Origin of the sequence: Actinomadura sp. 9N407 (assembly GCF_044326315.1) — a bacterium.
In the GTDB taxonomy this organism is placed as follows: domain Bacteria; phylum Actinomycetota; class Actinomycetes; order Streptosporangiales; family Streptosporangiaceae; genus Spirillospora.
In genome coordinates, this window is sequence record NZ_JBIRAW010000058.1 from 1 (window position 1) to 25,582 (window position 25,582).

General features: G+C 70.6%; 25 protein-coding genes and 1 pseudogene. 19 read left to right on the forward strand and 7 right to left on the reverse strand.

What is annotated here, in order from left to right; translation table 11 throughout:
* From ACH34Q_RS45900 to ACH34Q_RS45935, 8 genes are all read left to right on the forward strand, one after another.
* On the forward strand, positions 1-398 hold a 398-nt coding region (locus ACH34Q_RS45900), incomplete at its 5' end, for a UDP binding domain-containing protein (RefSeq protein WP_395989571.1).
* Between the two features lie 137 nt (positions 399-535).
* Positions 536-2,143, forward strand: a complete 1,608-nt coding sequence (locus tag ACH34Q_RS45905) for an alpha-amylase family glycosyl hydrolase (RefSeq protein WP_395989572.1) — start codon at positions 536-538, stop codon at positions 2,141-2,143.
* A 144-nt stretch (positions 2,144-2,287) separates the two neighbouring features.
* Complete coding sequence (locus ACH34Q_RS45910) at positions 2,288-3,331, forward strand: ABC transporter ATP-binding protein (protein WP_395989573.1); 1,044 nt, start codon at positions 2,288-2,290, stop codon at positions 3,329-3,331.
* Positions 3,328-4,110: a hypothetical protein gene (locus tag ACH34Q_RS45915; RefSeq protein ID WP_395989574.1), complete on the forward strand. Its 783-nt coding sequence runs from the start codon at positions 3,328-3,330 to the stop codon at positions 4,108-4,110. Before ACH34Q_RS45910 ends, ACH34Q_RS45915 begins: the two co-directional genes overlap by 4 nt.
* Before the next feature lie 353 nt (positions 4,111-4,463).
* Positions 4,464-4,847: an ATP-binding protein gene (locus tag ACH34Q_RS45920; RefSeq protein ID WP_395989575.1), complete on the forward strand. Its 384-nt coding sequence runs from the start codon at positions 4,464-4,466 to the stop codon at positions 4,845-4,847.
* A gap of 311 nt (positions 4,848-5,158) precedes the next feature.
* A complete protein-coding gene (locus ACH34Q_RS45925) occupies positions 5,159-5,941 on the forward strand; it encodes an aspartate dehydrogenase (RefSeq protein WP_395989576.1) in 783 nt (260 codons plus the stop codon).
* Positions 5,941-6,756: an alpha/beta fold hydrolase gene (locus ACH34Q_RS45930; protein WP_395989577.1), complete on the forward strand. Its 816-nt coding sequence runs from the start codon at positions 5,941-5,943 to the stop codon at positions 6,754-6,756. The genes ACH34Q_RS45925 and ACH34Q_RS45930 overlap by 1 nt, the downstream gene beginning before the upstream one ends.
* Positions 6,756-7,253: a cupin domain-containing protein gene (locus ACH34Q_RS45935; protein WP_395989578.1), complete on the forward strand. Its 498-nt coding sequence runs from the start codon at positions 6,756-6,758 to the stop codon at positions 7,251-7,253. Before ACH34Q_RS45930 ends, ACH34Q_RS45935 begins: the two co-directional genes overlap by 1 nt.
* Before the next feature lie 63 nt (positions 7,254-7,316).
* Here ACH34Q_RS45935 and ACH34Q_RS45940 read toward each other — a convergent pair.
* A pseudogene (locus tag ACH34Q_RS45940) lies at positions 7,317-7,442 on the reverse strand (hypothetical protein); the annotation flags it as partial.
* Between the two features lie 291 nt (positions 7,443-7,733).
* Here ACH34Q_RS45940 and ACH34Q_RS45945 point away from each other — a divergent pair.
* Positions 7,734-8,264 carry a MarR family winged helix-turn-helix transcriptional regulator gene (locus ACH34Q_RS45945; protein ID WP_395989579.1) on the forward strand — a complete coding sequence of 177 codons (531 nt, stop codon included), beginning with the start codon at positions 7,734-7,736 and terminating at the stop codon, positions 8,262-8,264.
* Positions 8,265-8,542: 278 nt separating this feature from the next.
* Here ACH34Q_RS45945 and ACH34Q_RS45950 read toward each other — a convergent pair whose 3' ends face one another.
* Both ACH34Q_RS45950 and ACH34Q_RS45955 read right to left on the reverse strand, forming a co-directional pair.
* A complete protein-coding gene (locus ACH34Q_RS45950) occupies positions 8,543-9,451 on the reverse strand; it encodes a cache domain-containing protein (protein ID WP_395989580.1) in 909 nt (302 codons plus the stop codon).
* 17 nt (positions 9,452-9,468) lie between these two features.
* Positions 9,469-10,221 carry a FadR/GntR family transcriptional regulator gene (locus ACH34Q_RS45955; RefSeq protein WP_395989581.1) on the reverse strand — a complete coding sequence of 251 codons (753 nt, stop codon included), beginning with the start codon at positions 10,219-10,221 and terminating at the stop codon, positions 9,469-9,471.
* Between the two features lie 380 nt (positions 10,222-10,601).
* On the opposite strand from ACH34Q_RS45955, the gene ACH34Q_RS45960 reads away from it, so the two are divergent.
* From ACH34Q_RS45960 to ACH34Q_RS45985, 6 genes are all read left to right on the forward strand, one after another.
* Entirely contained in the window at positions 10,602-12,332 is a 1,731-nt protein-coding gene (locus ACH34Q_RS45960) for an APC family permease (RefSeq protein ID WP_395989582.1), read from the forward strand.
* A gap of 31 nt (positions 12,333-12,363) precedes the next feature.
* On the forward strand, positions 12,364-13,617 hold the full coding sequence (locus ACH34Q_RS45965) for a cytochrome P450 (protein ID WP_395989583.1): 1,254 nt from the start codon (positions 12,364-12,366) through the stop codon (positions 13,615-13,617).
* Positions 13,618-13,750: 133 nt separating this feature from the next.
* The gene (locus ACH34Q_RS45970; RefSeq protein ID WP_395989584.1) at positions 13,751-13,939 is read left to right on the forward strand and encodes a ferredoxin; all 189 of its coding nucleotides are present in this window, start codon (positions 13,751-13,753) and stop codon (positions 13,937-13,939) included.
* On the forward strand, positions 13,939-15,186 hold the full coding sequence (locus ACH34Q_RS45975; RefSeq protein ID WP_395989585.1) for an NAD(P)/FAD-dependent oxidoreductase: 1,248 nt from the start codon (positions 13,939-13,941) through the stop codon (positions 15,184-15,186). Before ACH34Q_RS45970 ends, ACH34Q_RS45975 begins: the two co-directional genes overlap by 1 nt.
* A 189-nt stretch (positions 15,187-15,375) precedes the next feature.
* Entirely contained in the window at positions 15,376-16,791 is a 1,416-nt protein-coding gene (locus ACH34Q_RS45980; RefSeq protein ID WP_395989586.1) for a glutamine synthetase family protein, read from the forward strand.
* The gene (locus ACH34Q_RS45985; RefSeq protein ID WP_395989587.1) at positions 16,788-17,525 is read left to right on the forward strand and encodes an ABC transporter substrate-binding protein; all 738 of its coding nucleotides are present in this window, start codon (positions 16,788-16,790) and stop codon (positions 17,523-17,525) included. Before ACH34Q_RS45980 ends, ACH34Q_RS45985 begins: the two co-directional genes overlap by 4 nt.
* A gap of 65 nt (positions 17,526-17,590) precedes the next feature.
* Here ACH34Q_RS45985 and ACH34Q_RS45990 read toward each other — a convergent pair whose 3' ends face one another.
* Positions 17,591-18,616, reverse strand: a complete 1,026-nt coding sequence (locus tag ACH34Q_RS45990) for a sensor histidine kinase (RefSeq protein WP_395989588.1) — start codon at positions 18,614-18,616, stop codon at positions 17,591-17,593.
* Positions 18,617-18,857: 241 nt separating this feature from the next.
* On the reverse strand, positions 18,858-19,520 hold the full coding sequence (locus tag ACH34Q_RS45995; protein WP_395989589.1) for a response regulator transcription factor: 663 nt from the start codon (positions 19,518-19,520) through the stop codon (positions 18,858-18,860).
* Between the two features lie 189 nt (positions 19,521-19,709).
* On the opposite strand from ACH34Q_RS45995, the gene ACH34Q_RS46000 reads away from it, so the two are divergent.
* The 4 genes from ACH34Q_RS46000 to ACH34Q_RS46015 all read left to right on the forward strand — a co-directional run bounded on the left by ACH34Q_RS46000 (position 19,710) and on the right by ACH34Q_RS46015 (position 23,830).
* Positions 19,710-20,240 (forward strand): hypothetical protein, encoded by a 531-nt coding sequence (locus ACH34Q_RS46000; RefSeq protein WP_395989590.1) that lies wholly within the window; start codon positions 19,710-19,712, stop codon positions 20,238-20,240.
* A complete protein-coding gene (locus ACH34Q_RS46005; protein ID WP_395989591.1) occupies positions 20,237-21,538 on the forward strand; it encodes an efflux RND transporter periplasmic adaptor subunit in 1,302 nt (433 codons plus the stop codon). The genes ACH34Q_RS46000 and ACH34Q_RS46005 overlap by 4 nt, the downstream gene beginning before the upstream one ends.
* 134 nt (positions 21,539-21,672) lie before the next feature.
* On the forward strand, positions 21,673-22,443 hold the full coding sequence (locus tag ACH34Q_RS46010) for an ABC transporter ATP-binding protein (protein WP_395989592.1): 771 nt from the start codon (positions 21,673-21,675) through the stop codon (positions 22,441-22,443).
* Between the two features lies 1 nt (position 22,444).
* Positions 22,445-23,830, forward strand: coding sequence for an ABC transporter permease (locus ACH34Q_RS46015; RefSeq protein ID WP_395989593.1), 1,386 nt, complete (start codon positions 22,445-22,447; stop codon positions 23,828-23,830).
* A 91-nt stretch (positions 23,831-23,921) separates the two neighbouring features.
* On the opposite strand, the gene ACH34Q_RS46020 is transcribed toward ACH34Q_RS46015, so the two are convergent.
* Together ACH34Q_RS46020 and ACH34Q_RS46025 are read right to left on the reverse strand one after the other, a co-directional pair.
* Entirely contained in the window at positions 23,922-24,887 is a 966-nt protein-coding gene (locus ACH34Q_RS46020) for a CU044_5270 family protein (RefSeq protein ID WP_395989594.1), read from the reverse strand.
* The gene (locus ACH34Q_RS46025; RefSeq protein WP_395989595.1) at positions 24,884-25,492 is read right to left on the reverse strand and encodes an RNA polymerase sigma factor; all 609 of its coding nucleotides are present in this window, start codon (positions 25,490-25,492) and stop codon (positions 24,884-24,886) included. The genes ACH34Q_RS46020 and ACH34Q_RS46025 overlap by 4 nt, the downstream gene beginning before the upstream one ends.
* Between the last annotated feature and the right edge of the window lie 90 nt (positions 25,493-25,582).

A 25,582-nucleotide genomic window follows, 5' to 3' on the forward strand; every position in this document is an offset into this window, starting at 1 on the left:
GCATGCCCCGCTACATCGTCGAACGCGCCCAGCAACTCCTCAACACCCACGGCCAAGCCCTCAAAAACGCCCACATCCTCCTCCTCGGCGTCACCTACAAAGCCGACATCGCCGACCAACGCGAAACACCCGCCCGCCCCATCGCCCGCCGCCTCACCCGCCTCGGCGCCCACCTCACCTACCACGACCCGCACGTCAAGACGTGGGAGGTCGACGGTGAGCCGATCGCGCCGGCGCCCGAGGACCTGGCCGAGGCCCTGGCATCGGCGGATCTGGCCATCCTGCTGACCGGTCACGCGGCGTACGTTCCGGCGCTGCTGGCCGAGCACGCCCGGCTGCTCTTCGACGCCCGCGGCCACACCCGTTCCATGCAGACTCCGGCGATCGAGACGCTCTGACCGAAGCAGACGCAGTGACGCGATGCAGATGCAGTGATCCGACGCAGACGCAGTGACCCGGTGCAGACGTAGCTACCGATGCAGACGCGTCCTCGGCGATCGGGACACCTTGATCCGCGCGGGTGCATCATCGATGCATGACGCCCTCCAGCAGCGGTCCGTCCTGGCTGCACGACGCCGTCCTCTACCAGATCTATCCGCAGAGCTTCGCCGACTCCGATGGTGACGGGGTCGGTGACGTCAACGGCATCATCGATCGGCTCGGCCATCTGTCCTGGCTGGGCGTGAACACGATCTGGATCAATCCCTGCTTCGTGTCGCCGTTCCGGGACGCCGGGTACGACGTCTCCGACTACTACAGCGTCGCGCCCCGCTACGGCACCGCCGACGATCTGGCCGCCCTGGTCGAGAGCGCTCGCGGGCACGGCATCCGGGTGATGCTGGACCTGGTGGCGGGCCACACCTCCGACGAGCATCCGTGGTTCCTGGAGTCGGCGAACGACCCGTCCGACCACCGCTACATCTGGACGACCGGCGACGCCCGCCCGTGGGGCTTCGTCGCCTCGCCCGGGTCCCGGCCCGGCGCGTACCTGCCGAACTTCTTCGAGTCCCAGCCCGCGCTCAACTTCGGGTACGCCCGTACGAAACCGGCCGAGCCCTGGCGCCAGCCGGTCGACGCCGACGGGCCCCGCGCCAACCGGGCCGCGCTGCGCGACATCATGGACTTCTGGCTGCGCCTCGGGCTGGCCGGATTCCGGGTCGACATGGCCTCGTCCCTGGTCAAGGACGATCCCGGGCTGAAGGAGACCATCCGCCTCTGGACCGAGCTGCGCCGCTGGCTCGATCGCGCCCACCCCGAGGCGGCGATCCTCGCCGAGTGGGGCGACCCGGCCGTGTCGGTCCCGGCGGGCTTCCATGTCGACTTCTTCCTGCAGTTCGGCGGCAGTACCGACGGCCTGGCCATGCGCTCGCTGTGGAACAACGGCCAGGGCACCGTGCTGGATCACTGGGACCCGCTCGACTGCTTCTTCGACGCCGGCGGCGGGGGTTCGCCCCGCCCGTTCATCGACGCCTGGCGGGAGGCCGCCGACGCGATCGGGGACGCGGGATACATCTCGCTGCCCACCTCCAACCACGACTTCGCGCGCCTGGCCTGCGGCTCCCGTACGGCCGACCAACTGCCCGCCGCGTTCGCCCTCCAGATGACCTGGCCGACCCTGCCCGCCATCTACTACGGCGACGAGATCGGCATGCGCTTCATCCCCGACCTGCCCGATGTGGAAGGGAGCGTCCTGAGCCCCCGCTACAACCGCGCGGGCTCCCGTACGCCCATGCAATGGGACGGCGGCGCCAACGCGGGCTTCTCCACGGCCGCGCCCGACCGCCTGTACCTTCCCCTCGATCCGGGTCCGGGACGTCCCAACGTCGAGGACCAGCGCGCGGACCCGGACTCGCTGCTGAACCTGGTCCGCCGCCTCATCGCCCTGCGCGCCTCCGCCCCGGAACTGCGGGGCTCGGGCGGCGTCGAGATCCTGAACGACGGTTTCCCGTTCGTGTACGTGCGCGGTGACCGCTACCTCGTCGTCGTCAACCCGCGCCGCGACCCCGCGAGACTGCCGCTGTCCCGGCCCGGGCTGGACACCGCCCGTCCGGTGGAAGGCTCGGGGGTCACCCTGGACGCGGAAGCGATCAGCGCCGACGGCTTCGCGTACGGGATCTACGAGTTGCCCGCCGCCCGGGCCTGACGAACCCGGCCTGAACAATGCGGGCCTGAACAATGCGGGCCTGACGGACGCGGGCCTGACGGACGCGGGCCTGACGAAAGTCGGGGTGGCCAGGCGACGATCGGGCACTGCGGCCGGCACCCGCGCGTTCCTACCGTGGCATGCATGATCACGCTTGACGGGCTGACGAAACGGTACGGGCCGACGCGACGGCATGGGGGGACGACCGCCGTACGGGACCTGTCCCTGACGATCGAGCCGGGGCTGGTGACGGGCTTCCTCGGGCCGAACGGCGCGGGCAAGTCCACCACGATGCGGATGATCCTCGGGCTGGACCGGCCGACCTCGGGGACGGCTCTGGTCGGGGGCCGCGCGTACGTGGACTTCCGGCATCCGCTGCGCGAGGTGGGCGCCCTCCTGGACGCCAAGGCGCTGCATCCTGGCCGGGGCGCCCGCCGCCACCTGCTGGCGATGGCCCGCAGCAACGGGATCCCGGCGTCCCGCGTCGACGAGGTGCTGGGCGCCGTCGGGCTCGCCGAGGTCGCGGGCAAGCGGGCCGGGACGTTCTCGCTGGGCATGGGCCAGCGGCTCGGCATCGCCGGGGCTCTGCTAGGGGATCCGCCGGTGCTGATGTTCGACGAGCCGGTGAACGGGCTGGACCCCGACGGGGTGCGCTGGGTGCGCGAGCTGATGCGGTCACTGGCCGCCGAGGGCCGCACGGTCTTCGTCTCCAGCCACCTGATGAGCGAGATGGAACTGACCGCCGACCGCCTCGTGGTGATCGGCAAGGGCGCGCTGCTGGCCGACGCCCCGATCGCCGAGGTTCTGGCCGGCAGCTCCCGGCATCGCGTGAAGGTCCGAAGCCCGTACCCCGAAGGCCTGCAGAAGCTGGCCGCCGAGCTGGCGGCCGACGGTGTCGCCGCCGAGGTGGTCTCGCCCGGGGAGCTGCTCCTGTCGGGGACGAAGGTGGATCCGGTCGGCGAGCTGGCCCACCGCCTCGGCGTCCCGCTGTACGAGCTCAGCCCTCAGGACGCCACGCTCGAACAGGCGTACATGGAGCTGACCGCCGACAGCGTCGAGTTCGCGTCGTCCCAGGGATCGCACGGATCACCCGGAAAGCAAGGAACACCCGGAAAGCAAGGAACACCAGGAAAGCAAGGAACACCCGGGAAGCAAGGATCGCCCGGAAACCAGGGAGGCAACCGATGACGACCACCGCGAGCGGGGGCGGAATGCCCGGCGCCGTGCTCTCCGAGTGGACCAAGGCCTGGAGCGTACGCAGCACGTGGTGGTCTTTGGTCGGGGCGGGCGTCCTGATGGCGGTGACCTGCCTCCAGCTGGCCATCTTCACCGCCAACGCCAACGGCAACGACGATCCGGCCGATGACAAGGGCGTGGTCACCATCGGCTCGGTCGCGATCGGGGCGGTCGATCTGGGCCAGTTCGCGCTCATCGGGCTGGCCATGCTGCTGATCACGGCGGAGTACGCGAGCGGGGCGATCCGCACGTCCCTGCAGTGGGTACCGCGGCGGGGCGTGCTGCTGCTGGCAAAGACCGCGGTGGCCGCCGTCATCGGCGGCGTGGCGGGCACCCTGCTGGCGGCGGGCGGCTCGGTGGTCGGTGCCGTGATGCTGGGCCGCTGGGGGACGTTCACGTTCTCCACCTGGCTCGGGGAGATCCTGGCCGTGGGCGTCTACCTGGCCCTGATCAGCGTCTTCGCGCTGGGCATCGGCGCGCTGCTGCGCAGCTCGGTGGGCACGCTGATCGTGACGTTCCTGATCCTCACGATCCTGCCCGCGTCCCTGAAGGCCAGCGATATCGAGGCGGTCGAGCGGGCGGCGGACTTCCTGCCCGGCCTGGCCGGCGCGGCCTTCATGCGCGGCGAGTCCGAGACGTACCCGGCGCTCGCCGGCCTGCTGATCCTGGCGGCCTGGGCGGTGGCCGCGATCATCGCCGGCCATCTCGCGCTACGCCGCCGGGACGCCTAGGGCGCCGCTCCCCGCAGCCCACCTCGCCGCCCGCCTCGCCACCCTCTCCGCACCCTCCCTGCCGCCGCGTAGCGAAATGTCACTCCCTGTGATAATCGTGTGATTGTCGTCGGCTTATATACCCTTTAACCTGCTGTGTCTTGCGCCACGGCGTGTGCCCGGCGGCTCCGCGTTCCCCATGGTGGGGGCGTGGAGCCCCGCCGGGCCCTCCGTACACTCGGTCGAGCATCCGGTATGGGCGGGTACGTTCGTGACCTGTGGACCTGTGCCCCTTCGCGGGCTGGGTATACACGGAGGGTCGGGCTCTCGCCACCGGCACGCGACGGCGGCGGCGATCATGGGGGGATGGGCGCGTGGGGGACTGGACGGTGATCGGCGCGATCACGCTCGCCGCCGTTCCGGAAAGCGTGGGCGAGGCCAGGCGCTTCGCCACCGAGGCGCTGCCGGAAGGCGACCGGACGGACACGGCTGAGCTGCTGATCTCCGAGGCGTGCACCAACAGCGTCCAGCATTCGCGCTCCCGGTTCGGCGGCAAGTTCACCCTCACCCTGATGGGGTCCGACGGGACGCTGCGCTGTGAGGTCGTCGACGACGGCAGCGTGACTCTGCCCACCCGCCGCGAGGGCGGCGAACTGCGGGGCAGCGGGTACGGCGTGATGCTGATCGAGACGCTGGCCGACCGCTCTGGCCACTTCGTGGACGGCGACCGGCTCTTCACCTGGTTCGAGCTCGACTGACGGACCCGAACTCGGACTCGGCCCGGCCCCTCCCGTAACCCTTCTGCAGCTCCGGCTGATCTTGGACACCGGCTGATCTTCCAGCGATGCGCGCTGCCGCCGCGTCGCCACCCCTTGCAGTCATCCCCTCCCGTAGCCACCCCCTGTAGTCACCCCCTATAGCCACCCCTGTAACGGCCCTCCCTGCCGACCTTGCGTGTACGGCCATGCCCAGATACCTTTGCTCCAAGTATTTTCATTCCAAGGTATTCACCAAGCGGTGTTTCGAAGCAGTGTTTCCAGGCAGTGTTTCCAAGCTATGGGGAGCGGTCGTGCGCGTCGGGGTGCTCGGGCATGGGGCGATCGGGGCGAGGGTCGCCGGCGTACTGCGTGAAGGCGGGGTGCCCGGGGCCGAACTGTCGGCGGTGCTGCGGCGCGGCGGCGGGGCTGTACCCGAGGAGGTACGGGGCGTACGCGAGCTGGTCGAGGCCGCCGACGTGGTCGTGGAGGCAGCCGGGCAGGGTGCGCTGCGCGAGTACGGGCCCGAGATCCTGGACGCGGGCCGCGATCTCGTCGCCGTCTCGGTCGGGGCCCTCGCGGACGACGCGCTGTTCGACCGGCTCAGCAAGGCCAAGGGGCGCCTGCTGGTGTGCCAGGGGGCCCTGGGCGGGCTGGACGTCGTGCGGGCCGCCGCAATGGGCGGACCCCTCACAGCAGTACGGCTGACCTCCTCCAAAGCGCCCGGCTCCTTGGTGCAGCCGTGGATGGACGAGGAGTTCGCGCACCGGCTGCGTACCCTCAAGCCGGGGGACGAGCCGGTCGTCCTGCACGACGGGTCCGCGCGTGAGGCCGCCGAACGGTTCCCCAAGAACGCCAACGTCGCCGCGACCCTGGCCCTGGCCGCCGGTGACTGGGATGCCGTGCAGGTACGGCTCGTGGCCGATCCCTGCACTTCGATGACCCGCCATGTGGTGGAGTTCGCCGGAGCGGTCGGGCAGTACCGCTTCGAGCTGGCCAACCTCCCAGACCCCGACAATCCGGCAACCAGCGGGCTGGTGCCGTACGCGGTCCTCAGGACCCTGGGTGACCTCGGCGCCTCCTGGAAGGTCGCCTGATGTCAGGGATCGCGATCGGGGACTCGGGCGGCGCGGGCGTTCCGCTGCTCTGCCTGCACGGCATCGGCTCCAGCGGCGCCGCGTTCGACGCGATCACGCCGATGCTGGCCGGCCGGCTGCGGGTACTCGCCTGGGACGCGCCCGGCTACGCCGCCTCCGCCGATCCCGAGGGCCCTCCCGGGATGGACGGGTACGCGGACGCCGCCGTCGCCGTGCTCGACGACCTGGGCATCCGGCGGGCCCACGTCCTGGGCGTCTCCTGGGGCGGCGTCATCGCGACGCGGATCGCCCTGCGGCATCCGGAACGGCTCGGCTCGCTGATCCTCGCGGACTCCACTCGCGGTTCCGGCGCCGCGCCCGAGAAGGCGGCGGCGATGCGCGCACGAGGCGCGGAACTGGCCGAGGTGGGTCCGGCCGCGTTCGCCCGCAGGCGCGCGGCCCGGCTGCTGTCGCCCGCAGCCACGGAAGCCCAGGTCACGCGGGTGGCAGAGGCGATGGCCGCCGCGATCCGGATGCCCGGGTACGGGTACGCGGCGGACTCGATGGCCGCGACCGACCACGGGCCACGGCTGGCCGAGGTACGGGCCCGCACGCTCGTCCTGGTGGGCGAGCATGACGCCGTCTGCCCGCCCGCGGAGAGCCGGTTGATCGCCGGCGCCGTACCCGGAGCCCGGTACGCCGAGATCCCGGCCGCCGGGCACCTGTCCAACCAGGAAACCCCCGAGGCATTCGCCGATTCCGTCCGGGACTTTCTCAATGCCGCCGGGGACTTGCTCGATGCCGCCCGGAACGTTCTCAAAGAAGGAGAATTCTGATGACCGATCTGGACCAGTTGATCGACGGCTGCATCGCGAGCAGGGAGAGCCGGCTGGAGGACTGGGACACGCTGGGGTTCCAGGCGAAGGCGGGGGAGGAGTTCAAGCGGGCGCAGGTCCGCTACATCGGCTCAGGTGCGACCGGGGATCACGAGACCGATGACCGGATCCTGCCGTCGGAGCACTTCACGTTCTCCAACATGCGGCTGCCGGCGGGCGCGATCGGTCCCGAGCACACCCACCACGATGTGGAGGAGGTGTTCTTCGTTCTGGAGGGTGAGCTGGAGGTCACCGTTCATGACGTGGCGGATGGGACGCGTACGGCGTCGCGGGTGCTGGGGTACCGGGATCTGATCCGGGTGCCGGCGGGGGTGCCGCGGAGTCTGCGCAACGCCGGTGACACCGATGCGCTGTTCTGCGTGGTGATCGGGGCGCAGAAGCCGCAGCTGCCGACCTACCCGCCGACTTCCCCGATGCACGGCATCACCCGGGACTGAAGAACCCGCCTGAAGAACCCGCCTGAAGAACACGATCTGAAAAACACGATCTGAAAAACAGATCGCCAGCGGGGAGCGCTGCACCATGCCGGCCACCATCTGCACGGGCATGTTCTTGCCCGCCGCCTGCACCAGGACGCCCGCGTCGGCGTAACCGAGATCGTCGGACCCGTTGGCCACGGTCTGCAGCGTGGTCGCCCGAGCCCTTGCCCGGGTTCAGCGTCTGGCAGCAAGAGTGTGCATGGTGACCTCATCCGAGCGATCTAGCGGGCGTGAATTTACTTGGCCTAAAGTATTTTGGGGCCAAATTACTTGCGCCAAGGTATCTTAGGAGAGCGGAACTTCCGCTACGCTTCCACCGGAATCGCCCGCGAACGGTGGTCCCGCGGCGGTCCCGCGACTCCGGATCACCCTGCACACACCACCTCTACACATCCCATCCTGCACACACCCCATCCCTGCACACACACGGACGGTGCCATGGACACGGTCGAGAAGGCCCTCGGCGAGTGGCGGCGTGAGAGGCCCGACCTCGACCCGTCGCCGATCGGCGTGTTCGGCCGGCTGCGGCGGGTCGCCGAACTCTCCCGGCACGAGCTGGAGGGCTACCTCGCCCCGTACGGGCTGACGCCGAAGTCGTTCGACGTCCTGGCCAACCTGCGGCGCGGCGGACCGCCGTACCGCAAGACCCCCTCGGAGCTCGCCGAGTCGTCGCTGCTGTCCAGCGGCGCCATGACCGGTCGGCTCGACAGCCTGGAGAAGGCCGGGCTCATCGGCCGTACGCCGCATCCCGGCGACCGGCGGGTGATGTTCGCCGAGCTGACCCCGGCCGGGATCGAGCTGATCGACGAGGTGTTCGCGCTGCATCTGGCGAACGAGGAGACCCTGCTGGCCGGCCTGGACCGCGACCGCCGCGACGAGATCGCCGCCGCGCTCGCCGAGCTCGAACGGACCATCCAGAACGCCGTCGCCGGCCGCGAGCCCCGCCCCCGCCGTACCCCGAGACGCTGAACCTAGGCTGTGTCTCAAGGTTCCGGCCCACAGTGCTCGCCTGGCGGCTCGCACCGTGACCGGTTCTTGTGCGAGCGCGACATCGCTTCGCGATCTGCCCGGTGAGGCTGGCCTTCGGCTTCGCCTCACCGGCCAGATAACGCGCTCGCGCGGTGCAGCTAGCGCGCTCGCGCGGTGGCTGAGGCCACTTTGAGACGAGCCCTACTAGGCCCCGCCGGTCAGTGCAGCGGGATTCAGCTCAGCCGGATTCAGCGCGGCGGGCGTCAGTGCGGCGGGATTCAGTGCAGCGGGATCAGGGGGGTCAGCAGGTAGAGGCCGAGGCGGCCGCAGCGGGCCAGCATGCCGCCTCCGGCGACCTCCACCGGCGCCCCGGCCCGGTCCGCCGCGCCGATGTCCAGCCGGCGCAGCAGCGCGCCGGTCACGTGGCGCGCGGAACGCGAGATGATCACGCGCCCCTGGGAGTTGAGCAGGATCGCGCCCGGCGGCAGCAGCGGCAGCACGGTCTTCTCCACCCGCCGCAGGTAGAGGTCGGCCCCGGTGATCCCCAGGAACCGCGCCCCGCCCGCTGTGTCGTCCCGTCCGGACTCCGCCGGCACGGGTTCTGACAGTGCGGGTTCTGACAGTGCGGGCTGTGACGGTACGGGCTCTGACAGCACGGGTTCTGAGAGCACGGGCGCCGACATGGTGAGGATGTACTGGTCGGTGCCGTGGTAGTCGACGTACGGGCCGTGCACGTAGGCCCCGCGCGTCCGGTCCGGAACGGTGTACCACGGCTTGTCGGTGTAGTCGTAGAAGCCGAGGCTGGCGGGATCGAGATCGACGACCAGCCGCTCGGGATCGGGGCCGTCCCCGGCCTGCCACCACTCCAGCCACAGCGGCGCGTCCGCCAGCACGTCCGGCGCGGCGACGAAGCCGGTACCGGTCACCAGCGGGGCGTGCCCTTCCAGTACGCCGAGGATCTCCAGCCGTAGCGGGCTCAGCTCCTCGCGTCCGGGCCGCCCGCGCTCCCGTACGAGATCGACCACCGTCGCGCTGAGCTCCTCGATCGAGCGGAGCACGGCGTCGAAGACGTGTCCCACGTTCCGTCCGGCGGTCTCGGAGAGTTCCTTGGTCACTGTGGGCCACCCGGCGTCGGCGTTGGGGGAGAGGGGAGAGGGGATCAGAGGGTCGTGTTCGTTGCGCTTCACGGTTGTGTTTGTCCGCTTCACGGTTGTACGAGACCGAGATGCAACTCCACAAGTCGTTCGATGGCCTCGGCCACATGCTGCCGCGCGAGCGCGGCGGCGCGGTCGCCGTCCTCGGCGGCGATGGCCGCGACGAGTTCGCGGTGCTGGCGGTCGAGTCGGCGGCGCGTCCGGGCGTCGGCGCCGGGCAGCCACAGCAGCGGGCCGATCTCGGTCTGCAGCCGGATCTCCTCGCGGGTGAGCCGGGCGGACTGGGCTGCGGCGGCGACCTCGACATGGAACCGGCCGTCGGTGTGGTGCTGGCGCTCGACCCCGGTCGCGTCGGCGAACGCGGCGGCCGCCTCGCCGAGCCGGTCCAGGTCGTCGGGGGAGGCGCGGTCGGCCGCCAGCAGCGCGGCCCCGGCGGCCAGCGATCCGTAGTGGTCGCCGAGATCGCGCAGGTCGGCCACGGTGAGATCGCGCAGCCGGCGGCGCAGCAGCCCGGCCGTCTCGTCCCGCTGCGGTGCCCGGACGAAGCTGCCGCCGCCGCGGCCGCGGCGGGTGACGATCACCCCCTGGTTGCGCAGCTCGCTCAGCGCCTCCCGGACGGTCACGGTCGCCACGCCCAGCTGCGCGGCCAGATCCGGCTCGCTGGGCAGTTGCTCGCCGTCGGCCAGCAGCCCGAGCGCGATCGCGTCGGCCAGCCGGCGGGTGATCGTCTCGGCCCGGCCCCGGTTCTCCAGGGGGGCGAAGACGGCGAGCCGGGCGGTCGCGGACGCGTCCGGTGCGGGCATCGCTCTCCCTTCCTCGAGCTTCCTTGAGCCTTCCACGGCCGTCGTCGAGCTTTCCTGGGCTTCCTCGAGCCTTCTCGAGCTTCCTCGAGCTTCCACGGCCGTACACGGCGCCGCCGGCCCGGCGGCGGATGTCGCCGGACCCCTTGCCATAAAACATCTGGCGCCATATCTTTTCGCCTTGAGAGTACCTGTGGCTCTCGGCAGTGGCATCGCTGACGTCAGTTTCGCAGGCCTGGTCCCGGCCCCCGGGCCCGCCCGGCCCTGACCTCGACCGTCCGCCGTTGCCGCGCAGACCGTTCGCACGGCGGGTCCGCCTGCCGGCAGGTGCGGCCTCGCGGTCCGAGCACAACGCCAGGACCACTGACAAGGGAGGACCCCCCGTGTCCACCGCACCAGACCCGGCCGCGGCCCCACCGGCCGCCGTCCCGCCTCCCGATGCCGACGCCGACACCAACGCCAACGCCAACAGTCACGCCGACACCAAAACCCACGCCAACACCGACACCGACACCGACACCGATGCCGCGAGGCTGGCCGCGCTCGGCTACGAATCCCATTTCCGCCGGGACATGAGCCTGTGGGCCAACTTCTCCCTGGGCTTCACCTACCTGTCACCGGTCGTGGGCGTGTACGCGCTGTTCGCGTTCTCGCTCGCCACCGCGGGCCCGCCCATGCTGTGGTCCCTGGTCATCGCCGGCGTCGGCCAGCTGCTGGTGGCCCTGGTGTTCGGCGAGGTCGTCTCGCAGTACCCGGTCAGCGGCGGCATCTACCCCTGGGCCCGCCGGCTGTGGGGCAGGCGCTGGGCCTGGATGAGCGGCTGGGTCTACCTGGTCGCGCTGCTGGCCACCATCGCCAGCGTCAGCTACGGCGCCGGCCCGTACGCCGCCGCGATGCTCGGCTTCGAGCCCTCGGTCACCGCCACCATCGGCTGCGCCCTGGCCATCCTGCTGATCGCGACGCTGATCAACCTGGCCGGCACCCGCTACCTCGCGCTGGCCGCGATCATCGGCTTCTCCGCCGAACTGGTCGGCGCCCTCGTCGTCGGCATCTGGCTGCTGGCGACCGAGCGCCACCACGGGCTCGGGGTGTTCTTCGACGGCCAGGGCACCGGCGCGGGCGGCTCGTACGCCGCCGCCTTCCTGGCCGCCTCGCTGATCGGCATCTACCAGTACTACGGCTTCGAGGCCTGCGGCGACGTCGCCGAGGAGGTCCGCGACCCGGCGCACCGCATCCCGAAGGCGATGCGGATGACGATCTACATCGGCGGCGCCGCCGCCACGTTCATCACACTCGCGCTGGTGCTGTCGGTGGCCGACTTCAGCGCGGTCATCTCCGGAGCGAACGCCGACCCGGTCACCACCGCGCTCACCGCCGCGTTCGGGCCGACGATGGTCAAGGTCATCCTCGGCATCGTGCTGATCTCGTTCGTCTCGTGCGCGATGAGCCTGCAGGCCGCCGCCAGCCGGCTGACCTACGCCTACGCCCGCGACAACATGATCGTGGGCAGCCGGGTGCTGGCCAAGTTCTCGCCCGTACGGCACGTACCGCCGTACGCGCTGCTGCTGGCCGCCGTGCTGCCCGCGCTGCTGGTGATCGGCTCCAAGGTGTCCACCGACGCGCTCACGAAGATCATCTCGTTCGCCGCGCTGGGCATCTACCTGGCCTTCCAGATGGTCGTGCTGGCCGCGCTGCGGGCCCGGCTCAAGGGCTGGCGCCCGGCCGGCCCGTTCACGCTCGGCCGCTGGGGCCTGGCGGTCAACATCGCCGCGCTGGTGTACGGCGTCGCCGCGATGATCAACATGTCCTGGCCGCGGACCCCGGACGTGCCCTGGTACGACAACTACATCGTGCCGCTGTCCGCCGCGATCGTCATCGCCACCGGCCTGGTCTACATGGCCACCACCCACCACTACGGCCGCGGAACGGCCCCCGCCGGCGACGCCATCCCCAGCGACCCGATCCCCAGCGACCCGCCCAGTGACCCGATTCCCGGTGACCCGATTCCCAGCCGTTCGATCTCCAGCGACCCCGGTCGGCAAGAAAGCGACTCCCGCCAGCATGGAAAAGCCGAGGGGCCAGGAAAAACCGAAGGTCCAGGAAAAGCCGAATGACAGGGAGAAGCCGAATGACAGGAGAAGCCGAATGACAGCGCCGTACTTCGACATCTCCGACCCCGCCTTCTCCGTCCAGTCTCCCGAGGTGCGGAAGGCCAGGGAGGCCGGCTGGTATGCGCGTACCAACTACGGCATCGCGGTGCTGCGGTACGACGAGGTCAGCCGGCTGCTCAAGCACCCCAGGCTCCGGCAGGGGAGCGTCAAATGGCCCGAGCATCACGGCATCACCACGGGGCCGTTCGCGAGCTGGTGGGCCAACTGGGTGCTCAACAAGGAGGGCGAGGACCATCACCGGCTGCGCCGCCTGATGAATCCGGCGTTCTCGCGCCGGCTGATCGGTGGCCTCGTCCCGCGCTTCCGGGCGCTGGCGGGGGAACTGGTGGACGGCTTCGCCGAGCCGGACCGGTGCGAGTTCATGGCGGAATTCGCCGAGCCGTACGCCGCCCGGGTCATCGCCATCATGCTCGGCCTGCCCGAGTCGGAGTGGCCGGTGATCGCCCGCGACTCCGCCACGATCGGGCTGGCGATGGGCGTCACCATCGCCGACGACCTGCCGAAGATCGAGGCCGCGCTGGCGAGTCTGTACGGCTACGTCGACGAACTCATCGCCGACCGGCGGCGCGAGCCGCGCGACGACTTCGTCAGCCGGCTCGTCCTGGCCGGGCTTGATGGAGCAGGGCGCGATGGAACTGGGCTTGATGGGGCAGGGCTTGATGGGGCAGGGCGCGACCAGAACCGGCTGAGCCACGAGGAGCTGCGCGACTCGATGATCCTGCTGATCTTCGGCGGGTTCGACACCACGCGCAACCAGCTCGGGCTGGCGATGCAGACGTTCCTGAAGCACCCCGGCCAGTGGGGCCTCCTCGCCGAACGGCCCGAGCTTGGCGGTGCCGCGGTCGAGGAGGTCATGCGGGTCGCCCCGACCACCACCTGGGTGACGCGCGAGGCCCTGGACGACTTCACGTTCGAGGGCCTCGACATCGCCGGCGGCACGACCGTCCACCTGTTCACCGAGTCCGCCGGAACGGACCCGCGTGCCGTACCGGACGGACGGTTCGACATCACCGCCGAGCGGCCGCCGCACTTCGGGTTCGGCGGCGGCGCGCACCACTGCCTCGGCCACTTCGTCGCCCGCTGCGACATGAGCGAAGCGCTCCCGCTGCTGGCGCGGCGGATGCGCGATCCCCACCCCGGCGGGGAGCCGCGCTCGCTGCCGCTCAGCGGCAACACCGGGCCGGTCGCCCTGCCCATCGCGTTCACCCCCGCCACGAGCGCTCCATGACCAGCCGCCCGACCCACCGCCCGACCCACCGGCAAGAAGCCCGCCGGCAAGAAGCCCGCCGGCAAGAAGCCCGCCGGCAAGAAGCCCGCCGGCAAGAAGCCCGCCGACAAGGAAGCAGGGAGGACCTCCCACGATGAAGGTCGTCGTCGACCTGGCCGCCTGCCAGGATCACGGGCAGTGCGCCATTGCCGCGCCCGACGTCTTCAGGATCAACGACGACGGGAAGCTCGAGTACGATGCCGCGCCGCCGGAGGCGCTCCGCGACGACGTCGAGGACGCCGCCGATGTGTGCCCCGTCCAGGCGATCCTGATCGAGGGCTGATGGCCGGCCATGTGGTGATCGTCGGGGCCGGGATGGCGGGCCTGCGCGCGGCGGAGCAGTTGCGCGCCGCCGGCTGGGACCGGGCCGTCACGGTCGTCGGCGCGGAGAAGCACCTGCCCTACAACCGGCCGCCGCTGTCGAAGGAACTGCTCGCCGGCAGGACGGGCGCGGGCGGCGTCGCCGAGGCGCACGCCGCCGCCGCGTTCCGGCGCCGCAAGAGCGTCGCGGACGTCGCCTGGCGGCTCGGTGTCCCGGCCGTACAGGCGTCGCTGAGCGCCAAAACGCTCAAGCTCGCCGACGGTACCCGCCTCGCCTATGACGGCCTGGTGGTGGCCAGCGGCCTGCGTCCGCGCCGCGCCCCCATACCCGGCCCCCAGGCGGGCCGGTACGTTCTGCGGACGCTGGACGACGCGGTCGCGCTGCGCGATCTGCTGGTCCCCGGACGCTCGGTGCTGATCATGGGCGGCGGCTTCATCGGCTGCGAGGTGGCCGCCACCGCCCGGCGCGCCGGCTGCGAGGTCACCGTCGTCGAGCCGTGTGCCGAGCCGATGGAACGGGCCCTCGGCCCGGAGCTCGGCCGCGTCCTGCGCCGCCACCACGAGGACCAGGGCGTCCGCTTCGTCACCGGCCGCCTCGTCTCGGAGTTCCTGGGGGAGGACGACCGGGTTTCCGCCGCCATCCTCGACGACGGCACCCTCGTACCGGCCGACCTGGTCATCGAGTCGACGGGTTCCCGCGCCAACGTCGAATGGCTGGAGGGCAACGGCCTCGACCTGCACGACGGTGTCCTGTGTGACAACTCGCTCCGCGTCGAAGGGCTGCCCGGCGTGGTCGCGGTCGGCGACGTGGCCCGTTTCCCCAACCCCCGGTTCGACGACGTACCGCGCAGGGTCGAGCACTGGTGCATCCCGGCCGACACCGCCAAGCGCGCCGCCGCGACGTTGGCCGCCGACCTGGGCGTCCAGCCGCACGACGAAGCCCTGTTCGCCCCTGCCCCGTTCGCCCCCGTCCCGTCGTTCTGGAGCGACCAGTACGACGTCCGCGTGCAGAGCTTCGGCGCGCCCGCCCTGGGCGAACGCTGCGAACTGCTCGACGGCGGCCTCGACCATCCCCGCGCCCTCAACGGCGGCGTGGCGATGGCGTACTACCGCGACCGCCAGATGGTCGGCGTCGTCCTGGTCGGCATGCCCGCCGCCCGCCACCGCCACTACCGCGACCTCGTCGCGAACGCCCCGGCCCCAGCCTGACCGCCCCTGCTCGACCGCCCTGCTCGACCGCCCTGTTCGACCGCCCTGCTTGATCGCCTCGCTTGACCGGCCCGCTTGATCGGCCCCGCTTGTTTGGCCCTGCTTGACCGGCCCGCTTGATCGGCCCTGCTTGACCGGCACTGCTTGATCGGCACTGCTCGTTTGCCTCTGTTTGATTGGAAGGTCCCGATGTCCAGTACGACGGCTCTCGATGAGCACAGGGAACAGAACGCGGCCGTGGCGGACGACCTCGTCGCCAGGGTCGAGGAGACAGGCGTCGAGTTCCTCTACTACCAGTCCGTCTCGCTGACCGGCCGCGTCGTGGGCAAGGTCGTCCCGGCCCGGCACCTGCGCCGCAACCTCGAACGCGGCATCAACCTGCACCGCACCGCGATGTCCGACCTCCAGGTCGACCGCGCCGGCAACCTCCTCGGCGGCGGTACGGAGGCGGCCGAGTTCACCGCGATGCCCGACCCCGAGACGTTCGCCGTCCTGCCGTGGGACACCAGCGTCGGCCGCTTCCTGTGCCGCGTGTACGAGCCGGGTCATCGTCCCGACGTCGGAGGCCGTCCCCTGGCCACCGACGCCCGCTCCAACCTCCAGCGCAAGCACGCCGCGTTCACCGAGGCCACCGGCCTGCGGCTGCGCAGCGGCTGCGAGCCCGAGATGACCTGGACGGGCCCCGGCCTCGACGTCCACTACAAGCCCGGCTCCAGCCCCGCGTACCACGCCGACAGCCTGGAGGTGATGCGGCCGGTCTACCAGCGGGTGATCCGGTACGCCCAGGCGCTCGGCTTCGACATGATCGAGGGCGACTACGAGGACCCGGGCCAGCTCGAACTGAACTGGATGTTCGACGACGCCGACCGTACCGCCGACCGGCTGGTCACGTACCGGCAGATCTGCCGCCAGGTCGCCCGCGAACTCGGCGTCAACGCCAGCTTCATGCCCAAGCCCGCCGCCGGCGTGATGGGCAACGGCTGCCACCACAACCTCAGCCTGTGGCGCGTCGGTGTCGACGGAGGGCAGGGTGTCGACGGCGAGCAGGGAGAGAACATCCTGGCCGACCCGGGCGTCACCGAGATGCACCTCACCGAGGCTGGACGGCACGCGGTCGGCGGCATCCTGAGCCACTCCGCCGGGATGATGGCGCTGATGGGGCCCACGGTGAACTCGTACAAGCGGTACTGGGACGCCGGCCAGTTCGCCCCCTCGCAGATCAACTGGGGCTTCGACAACAAGACCTGCACGGTGCGGCTCTCGGCCAACGGCCGCCTCGAGTTCAAGCTGCCCGACGCCAGCGTCAACCCGTACCTGTCGCACGCGGCCCTGCTCTCGGCGATCAAGGACGGACTCGACCACGCCATCGACCCGGGCGCTCCCCAGTCGGGCAGCAGCTACGAGGGCGCCCAGTCCAAGTTCGAGGCCCTGCCCCTCACCCTCAGCGACGCCCTCGACGCCTTCGAGGCCGACCCGATCGTCCGGGGCTCGTTCCCCGACGACCTCACCGACCTCTACCTGGAGCTCAAGAGGGACGAATGGGCCCGCTTCTGCGGCGCCATCACCGACTGGGAGCGTGAGATGTACACGGACCATCTCCCGTGACGGCCCCTCGCCGGTCGGCCTCTCTCCGGTCGGCCGCGCCTCTTCGGCTGGCCTGTATCGACGCCGAGGCGCCCCCGCTTTTCTCGAAGAGCCCCGACGGCGTGACCCGGGACGGCTACGAACCCGACCTGGCTGCCCTGGTCGCCGCCGCCCTGGGCCGTACCGTTCAATGGGTCTTCACCCCATGGGCCGAGTTCGTCCCGTCCCTCCAGGCCCATGAGGTGGACGCGGTCTGGTGCGGCCAGGGCATCACCGAGGCCCGCCGCCGCCACGTCGACTTCACCCGCCCGTACGCCATCTTCAACGAATCCGTCCTGGTCCGCAGGGGAGCGCCCGTCGCCACCCCGGCGGACCTGCGTGGACTTCGCGTGGCCGCCATCGAGGGCAGCACCAACATGTCCCTGGCCGAGACGTTCGACGGGGCCCTGGCCGTCCCCTTCGGCGGCGAGACCGACGACGTCTTCGGCGACATGCTGGCCGCCCTCCGCACCGGCGAGGTCGATGCCGTCGTGGACGATGACGTCGTCTTCGTCCCCCTGGCGGACGACCCCGACTTCGACCTCGCCTTCACCGTCCCGACGGGCAACCGCTGGGGCGTAGCCGTGGCGAAGGACCGCCCCGATCTGCTCTCCGAGCTCAACGAGGCTCTGACCGCCATCATCGAAGACGGCCGACTGAAAGAGGCCTGGCAGGATCGGATGCCGGCCCTCCCGTACCCCTTCCCGGCGCCATAGGAACGCCTGCAAGATCACGTCCCGTACACAGGCCGCGTAGCCGCTAGCCGCCTAGCGGCAGGTTGTCAGGCATGTGCGCTTGCTGGCACCTGGGTCCAGATTGTGGGGAAGCAGATCTCGACGGAGAGGCCGCCGTCCGGGAGTGCGCGTGCGGTGATGTCAGCGCCGTGCGCCGTCGCGATGGCGCGGACGATCGAAAGGCCGAGACCGTGGTGGCCATCGTTGCGCGCGGTCCGTCCGCCGAGCCGCTGGAAGGGCTCGAAGAGGCGGCCGACCTGCTGCGGGGAGATGACCGGTCCGGTATTGACCACCGAGACGAACGCTCGGCCGGCCCTGGCGTCGGTCGTGACTTCCACGTGGCCGCCGGGCACGTTGTGGTGCACGGCATTGTCGATGAGATTGGCGACCAGGCGTCCGGCCAGCGCGGGGTCGCCCGCGGACGGGGCGGGCGCGATCCGGGCATCGACGCGCACACCGCGCGCGTCCGCCTCCAGGCGTGCCGAGTCGAGGGCCTGGCGGGCGAGATCGGACAGATCGAAGGGCTCCTGGCGGTCGAGACCGCGCTCGCTGCCGGCCAGTGTGAGCAGGGCTTCCAGCAACTGCGCCTGGTCCTTGCTGATCGCGAGCAATCGCTCCGAGGTCGCCCGGTACGACTCCAGCGTGGCCTCACGGTCGGTGAGCGTCTCCTCCAGGAGCGCACGCTCCAGGGTGAGCGGCGTGCGCAGTTCATGTGCGGCGTTGGCGACGAAGCGCTTGTGCGCGTTGAGGGCGGTCTCCAGACGGCCGAGCAGCCCGTCGACGGTGTCGGCGAGGTCCTTCATCTCGTCGTGGGGCCCGGTGAGGGCGAGCCGTTCGTGCACGTTGCGTGCGGAGATCTGCTGGATCGTGGCCGTCATCGTGCGCAGTGGCCGCAGCACGCGCCCGGCGACCAGCCAGCCCAGCGCGATCGAGATCACCACCATGATCGCGAAAGCGATCCCGAACTGCGCCAGCAGGTCGCGCAACTGCGCGTCCCGGAGCCGGTCCATCTGCTCGCGGATCCTCGGCCCGCTGTCGTCGTGGACGATGAGCACCCACTTGGAGCGGCGCATGAGCCAGTAGGTGATCGTGAGAAGGACCGCGCTGGAAATCGTGAAAAGTGCGCCGTACAAGGCCGTGAGACGGATGCGCACGGTCCCCGGTGAAAGCGCAAGTGAAAGCGAAGGGGAGACGCGCTGGCGGAGCAGATCAGGAAGCCACATGGGCATCACCTATCACTTATCACCTGTCACCCGTCACCTATGAGAAATCACCTAACACCCATCACCCATCACCTGATCACCTATCGCCTAATCACCTATCACCGATTCGGTAGCCGCCCTGCTGGACGGTCTCGATCAGCGGTGGCGGGCCGAGCTTGGACCGCAGCCGGTTCATCGTGGCCTTGACGGTGGTCGTGAACGGGTCGGCCGCCTCGTCCCACACCCGTTCCAGTAGTTCCTCGGCGGACACGGCGCGGCCGCCGGCGCCGAGCAGGTACTCCAGGACCGCGAACTCCTTCGGGCTCAGCGCCAGGCGCATTCCCGTCCGGGTCGCGATCCGCTGGGCCGGATCCAGTCGCAGGTCATCGTAGACGAGGACCGGTGGCAGAGCCGGTTGCGCCCGGCGGCCGAGCGCCCTGATCCGGGCTACGAGCTCGGCGTACGCGAACGGCTTCGGCAGATAGTCGTCGGCGCCCAGACTCAGGCCTGACACGCGGTCCGCGATCGTGCCGGACGCGGTCAGCATCAGGACACGCGTACGGCCCGCCCGGCTCACCAGCGAGCGGCACACCTCGTCGCCGTGGACGGCGGGCAGGTCCCGGTCGAGCACGACGACGTCGTAGTCCAGCAGCATGGTCCGTTCGAGGGCCGCCTCACCGTCGTGGACGACGTCGACGGCCATTCCCTCGCGGCGCAGCACCCTCGCCACGGACGCCGCGAGCTCGGCATGGTCCTCGGCCACCAGCACTCTCATCGTGTCATCAGGTTAACCGCCGGGGCGGTCACAGCCCGGTCACAGGACCTCTGACCGCGGTGTGACCGCCCGCTGCCTAGAAATGGCCTCCAACGCTCGTCCGCAGTTTTGCTCGTCCACGGTTTTGCTCATCCACGGTTTTGCTGGTCCACGGTTTTGCTCGTCCACAGCGGTGAAGGAGCTCATGACATGTCCAAGGTGAGGCCGAGACGGCCCCTGGCGCTGCCGCTGGCGGCGCTCGCGATCTTCCTGCCGCTGCTCGCGGCCTGCGGTGGATCGAAGGACTCTTCCGGCGGTGCGGGTACGGCGGCGGGCGGTGGCGCCAGTGGTGCCGCTGGTACCGGCGGTACGGACACCTCCCAGTATGTGAAGTTCGCGCAATGTATGCGCCAGAACGGAGTCCCGGACTGGCCCGACCCCGTCGACGGGACGAAGTTCCGTCTCCCGCTGGGGAAGATCGACCCCAACACGCCGCAGTTCAAGGCCGCGGCGAAGAAATGCGAGCCATTGCGCCCGCCGGAATGGACCGCCCCGAAGGACCCGGCCAATCAGGCCAAAATGCTGAAGTACGCACAGTGCATGCGCAAGAACGGGGTGCCCGATTTCCCCGACCCCCAGGGCGGAGTACTGGACCCGGGTGGCATCAATCCTGAATCGCCGCAGTACAAGGCCGCGGATCAGAAGTGCCAGTCATTGCGGCCGGCTGGTGCTGGGGGATGAGCACCGATGTCAATGCGGCGGCTTCCGGTGGGCCCGATGCCTCCGACGCCACCCCTGCAGACGCCACCCCTGCAGACACCACCTCCGCCGACACCGCCCCCGCTGACGCCACCCCTGCCGACACCGCCTCCGCCCCTGGTGGCGCCGCTTCCGCCGACACCGCCCCGGGCGTGCCGTCCCCGGAACGCCGGAAGCCGCGCCGGCGCGGAGGGCGGAAGGCGCTCGCCGGGACGGGGAGCCTGGTGCTGCTGGTCGCCGTGGGTGTCGCCGTCGCCGTCATTGACCCATTCGATGACGACGACCCCAAGCCTGCGTCCTCGGCCGTGGGCACCTCGCTGGCGGCCGTACGGGAAGGACCGCTGTCCACGCAGGTGACGCAGAGCGGGACGCTCTCGTACGCAGCCCGTGGTGACGGAACCCCGTACGCCGTGGTCAACCAGGCCAAGGGCATCTACACCGGGGTCCCCGGCGAGGGCAAGGAGATCGACTGCGGTAAGACCCTCTACCGGGTGGACGAGAAACCGGTGGTGCTGATCTGCGGCGGTACACCGGCTTACCGCGCTCTGTCGGTGGGCGATGAGGGCCGCGAGGTGCGCGACCTCAACAAGAATCTCGTGAGACTCGGGTACGCCGAGAAGTCCGAGCTCGATCCCGACTCGGATCACTACGGATGGGAGACGGCGGAGGCGGTCACCGGCTTGCAGGATCGGCTGGGCGTCGAAGAGACCGGGAGGCTGGACCTCGGGGACGCCGTCTTCCTGCCCGGTCCGCTCCGGGTGACGAAGGCGATGGCCAAGTCCGGGATGCGGGCGGCGCCTGGAGCCCAAGTGGCCCAGACCACCTCGGCCAGGCGCCAGGTGACGGTGGAGCTCGACCCCGGTCAGCAGACCCAGGTCAAGGTCGGAGACCGTGCCCGGATCACGCTTCCGGACAACAGGACGACCCCGGGCCAGGTGAGCCGCATCGGGACGGTCGTGCAATCCGCTGACGACGATAAGGACGCGTCGGGCTCCACACTCCCGGTGTACCTCACGCTCACGCGCCCCAAGGACGCGGGGAAACTGGACGAGGCCCCGGTTCGGGTGCAGATCACGACCGACGGGGTCGAGAAGGCGCTGACCGTCCCGGTCACCGCGCTCATGGGCAAGGCCGGAGGCGGCTACGTCGTCGAGCTGGCCGAACCGGCGGGCCGCCGCCTGGTTCCCGTGACGCTCGGCATGTTCGACAACGACAACGGGCTCGTGCAGGTATCCGGAGACCTGTCCGCCGGTGATCAAGTGGTGGTGCCGGCCTCATGAGCACGACCCACGATCAAGACAGCCGGGCTCCCGCGCAAGTGTTGGCTCCCGCACACGTGGCTCCCGCACAGGTGGCTCCCGCACACGTGGCTCCCGCACACGTGGCTCCCGCGCACGAGTTGGCTCCTGCGAACGTGGCTCCCGCACTAGAGCCGGCACCCGCGCTAGAGCTGGAAGGCGTCACCAAGGTCTACGCAGGACAGCCACCCGTACCCGCGCTGCGGGGCGTGAGCTTCACCGTCCGCCATGGCGAACTGGTCGCCATCGTCGGCCCGTCGGGGTCCGGGAAGACGACGCTCCTGCACGTCGTGGGGACGCTGGAGCGACCCACCGACGGCGTGATCCGGATCGACGGAGTCGACGCGGCGAAGCTCGGCGACCGGCAACTCGCAGCCTTGCGTGCCCGCAGCATCGGATTCGTCTTCCAGCAGTTCTTCCTGTCAGAGCACGCCACCGCCCTGGAGAACGTCGCGAACGGCCTCCTGTACGCGGGCGTCGAGGTCGGCGAGCGACGTCGCCGTGCCGCCGACGCACTCGATCGTGTCGGGCTCGCGCATCGCAGCGACTTCCGTCCCACGAAGCTGTCCGGGGGCGAGCGCCAGCGCGTGGCCATCGCCCGCGCACTGGTGGGCAGGCCGGCGATCGTGCTCGCCGACGAGCCGACGGGCAACCTCGACAGCACCACGGGGGCCTCGATCCTCGAACTGCTGCGCGAGCTCAACGCCGGCGGCGCGACGATCATCATGATCACGCACGACGGTGACCTGGCCGCGCGGCTGCCTCGCAGGCTGCAGGTTCTGGACGGCCGGATCATCTCCGACGACGCCGCGTTCGCCGAAAAGGTCAGGCCAGCCGGTAAGGCCACGTCGGCCGGAAAGTCCTCGTTCGCCGGAGAGGTGGTGTGACATGCGGACCCCCTCCCATCCCGAGCCGACCCATCTAGAGCCCGTCCATCTGGAGTCAGCCCATCTCGTGCCGATCCACCAAAAGCCGACCCACCAAAAGCCGACCCACCAAAAGCCGACCCACCTCGAGCCCACCCACCTCCAGCCCGCCCACCTCGAGCCGACCCACCTCGTGCCGGCACGCTTGCGCGCCGGAGACCAGGCCCGGGTGGCGAGCTCCGGGCTGCGTGCCCGGCCGCTGCGGGCGGTGCTGTCCGCGCTCGGGATCGCGATCGGCACCACGGCGATCGTCGCGGTCCTGGGGCTGTCGGCGTCATCCCAGGCCGGACTGCTCGCGGAGATCGACCGGCTCGGCACGAATCTGCTGACCGTCAAGACCGGCCAGAGTTTCACTCAGGACCAAGCGGTCATGCCGGCGGCCGCACCAGACCGGGTGTCGCGGCTCGGGGCCGTCGAGGAGGTGGCGCACACCGGCACGATCGGCGACGCGAAGGTGTACCGGAGCCCGCTGATCCCTCCGATCAACACCAACGGGCTGAAGGTCCAGGCGGCGAGCCTGAACGTGCCGAAGGTGGCCGGCGCCGGCGTCGCCCATGGCCGCTGGCTCAACGAGGCGACGGCGACGCAGCCCACCGTCGTGCTCGGCGCGGCGGCCGCGCAGCGACTGGGGATCGACCGTGTCCATCCCGGGCAGCGAGTGTGGCTGGGCGGGCAGTGGTTCTATGTCGCCGGGATTCTCACCCCCGCAACGCTCGCGCCGGACATCGACACAAGTGCCCTGGTCGGCTATCCGGCGGCGCGGCGCCATCTCGGCCACACCAGCATGACCCGTGGCAACCCGGCGAACGGCCCGCCGAGCACACTGTACGTACGGTCGGAGACCGACGCGGTCGGCGACGTGCAGTCGGTGCTCGCGCAGACCGCCAACCCTGAGGCGCCGAACGAGGTCGACGTGAGCCAGCCCTCCGATGCGCTCACCGCGCGTGCCGCGGCGAAGGGAGCGTTCAACAGCCTGTTCCTGGGACTCGGCGTGGTGGCGCTGCTCGTGGGAGCGGTAGGGGTGGCCAACATCATGATCATCTCCGTCCTCGAACGCCGCTCGGAGATCGGCCTGCGCCGCGCGCTCGGGGCGACGCGCGGCCAGATCCGTACGCAGTTCCTGTCCGAGGCCATCATGCTGGCGGTGCTCGGCGGCGTGGTCGGCGTGGCCGCCGGCGCCATCGCGACCGCGGTGTACGCCGGCGTCAAAGGCTGGACGGTCGTCATTCCCCCCGAAGCGTGGGCGGGCGGCATCGGCTCGGCCATCGTCATCGGCGCGATCGCTGGCCTGATGCCCGCCCTTCGCGCCGCCCGCCTTTCGCCGACCGAGGCTCTCCGTACCGCCTGACGCGGCAGAACCTGCCGTTGACTCGTGGCGTGTTCGCCGCTTTCAGGGCCGTGAACAGGCGAACACGCCACGAGTCAACAGGTCGCTCGGGTCAGGACGCGCCCTTGACGTAGGCGGCCGGGATGGCGTCGACCACTCGCTGGTCGACGATCATGTACGAGTCCGCGACGGTACCCGGCTTCAGGTCGGCGCCGAACGGCTTGCGCTTGTCCATTTCCGGGGGCACCGTGCCGCCCTTGGGCTGGAACGAAGTGTCGGGGTCGGCGACCGTGCGGGTACCGATGAAACGGTAGGTCTTGGGCTCGAACAGCAACTCGCTGCGAATGCCGCGCCAAGTTTGGCCGACCGCGATGCTTCCCGGGGTGGACTGGACGACCTGCACGCCGGCGATCGTCCCGGTCGCCTTGAACAGCGCCGCCTGTGCGCCGGGCGACAGCTTGGCGCCGGCGGCGATCTCGAAGACGTAGAGGTACGTCCGCACGTCGGGTGGAAGGACGGACGGGGCGGTCTTGTAGAGCCAGTCGCGCATGGCCTTGGCGTCGACGGGCAGGTCGCGGCGGTAGCCGGGCTGGTTCTTGCAGTCGGCGGGCGCCCTGGACGGAGAGGGCTTAGCGACGGCCTCGCAGACCCAGAACCGCTCGCCCCCTTCGATCTTCAGGCCGATGCCCTTGCCGTTCACCGCGTACCAGGACTTCGCCCGGATCAAACCGCGGGGAAGGTACCCGGCCCGTGACTCGGTCTCGGTGTAGATGTACTGGCCGGGGCGCGGCTCGGGAGCCTTGGCCGCGGCTTCGGCGGCGCGGTCCAGGACCTGGGTGGCGCTCATCGGGACGATCTGTGCGGGGCCGGTGCCCGGGCCGGTGTCGGGTACGGCGATCAACGCGGCGGTCACACCGCCGGCCAAGGTGGCCGCGGCGAGACCGCCGAACGCCACGCGGCGGGCCGGGAAGCGGCGGCGGGCGGTCATCTCGGTCAGCAGCGCGGCGCGCCGGGCCGCATGGCGGTCCGCGGGCATGTCCTGCCGCGCCGGGGGCATGGGGGGCTGCTGGTCGATCATGAAGTCTCCTCGGTGAAGAGCGCGGTGCCTGTTCTGTGTCCGTCCGCACGGGCCGGTTCGGTGTGCTGTTTGAGCCGTTTGCGAGCCCTGGACAGCCGTGACCGGACGGTGCCGACCGGGATGCCGAGGGCCTCGGCGGCCTCGGCGTACCCGAGCCCCTCCCAGACGCAGAGCGCGAGGACCTCCTGGTCGCTGCGCGACAGTTTCCGGATGGAGCCGAGTACCTCCCGCATCTGGTGCTCGGCCTCCAGCCGGGCCGCCGCGGCCGCAGCGTCGTTGGAGGCCGCAGGCAGGGCGCGCACGCGTTCAAGAGCGGCGCGGCGTCGGCGCAGGCTGCGGCGGTGGTTGTGCAGGACGTTGGTGGCGACCCCGTACAGCCAAGGCAGCAGCGAGTCCGCGCTCAGCCGTACGCGGGCACGCCGGCGCCAGGTCTCCATGAAGACCACGGAGGTGAGGTCCTCGGCCACCGACCAGTCCGCCGTTCGGCGGAAGCAGTAGTTGTAGACGGTGCGCGAGTGCCGGTCGAAGAGTTCGCCGAAGGCTCGCTCGTCGCCGTCCCGGGCACGGCCCCACAACTCCGCGTCCGCGGGGGATTCGTAGGTCATGACCTTCTAGTGTCCGCTCCGTCCACCCGGTTCCCCCGATCTCCGAGATTCGTCCGGGCTCCCCGGTGCGCCGGTCGCAGGATCCTCGGC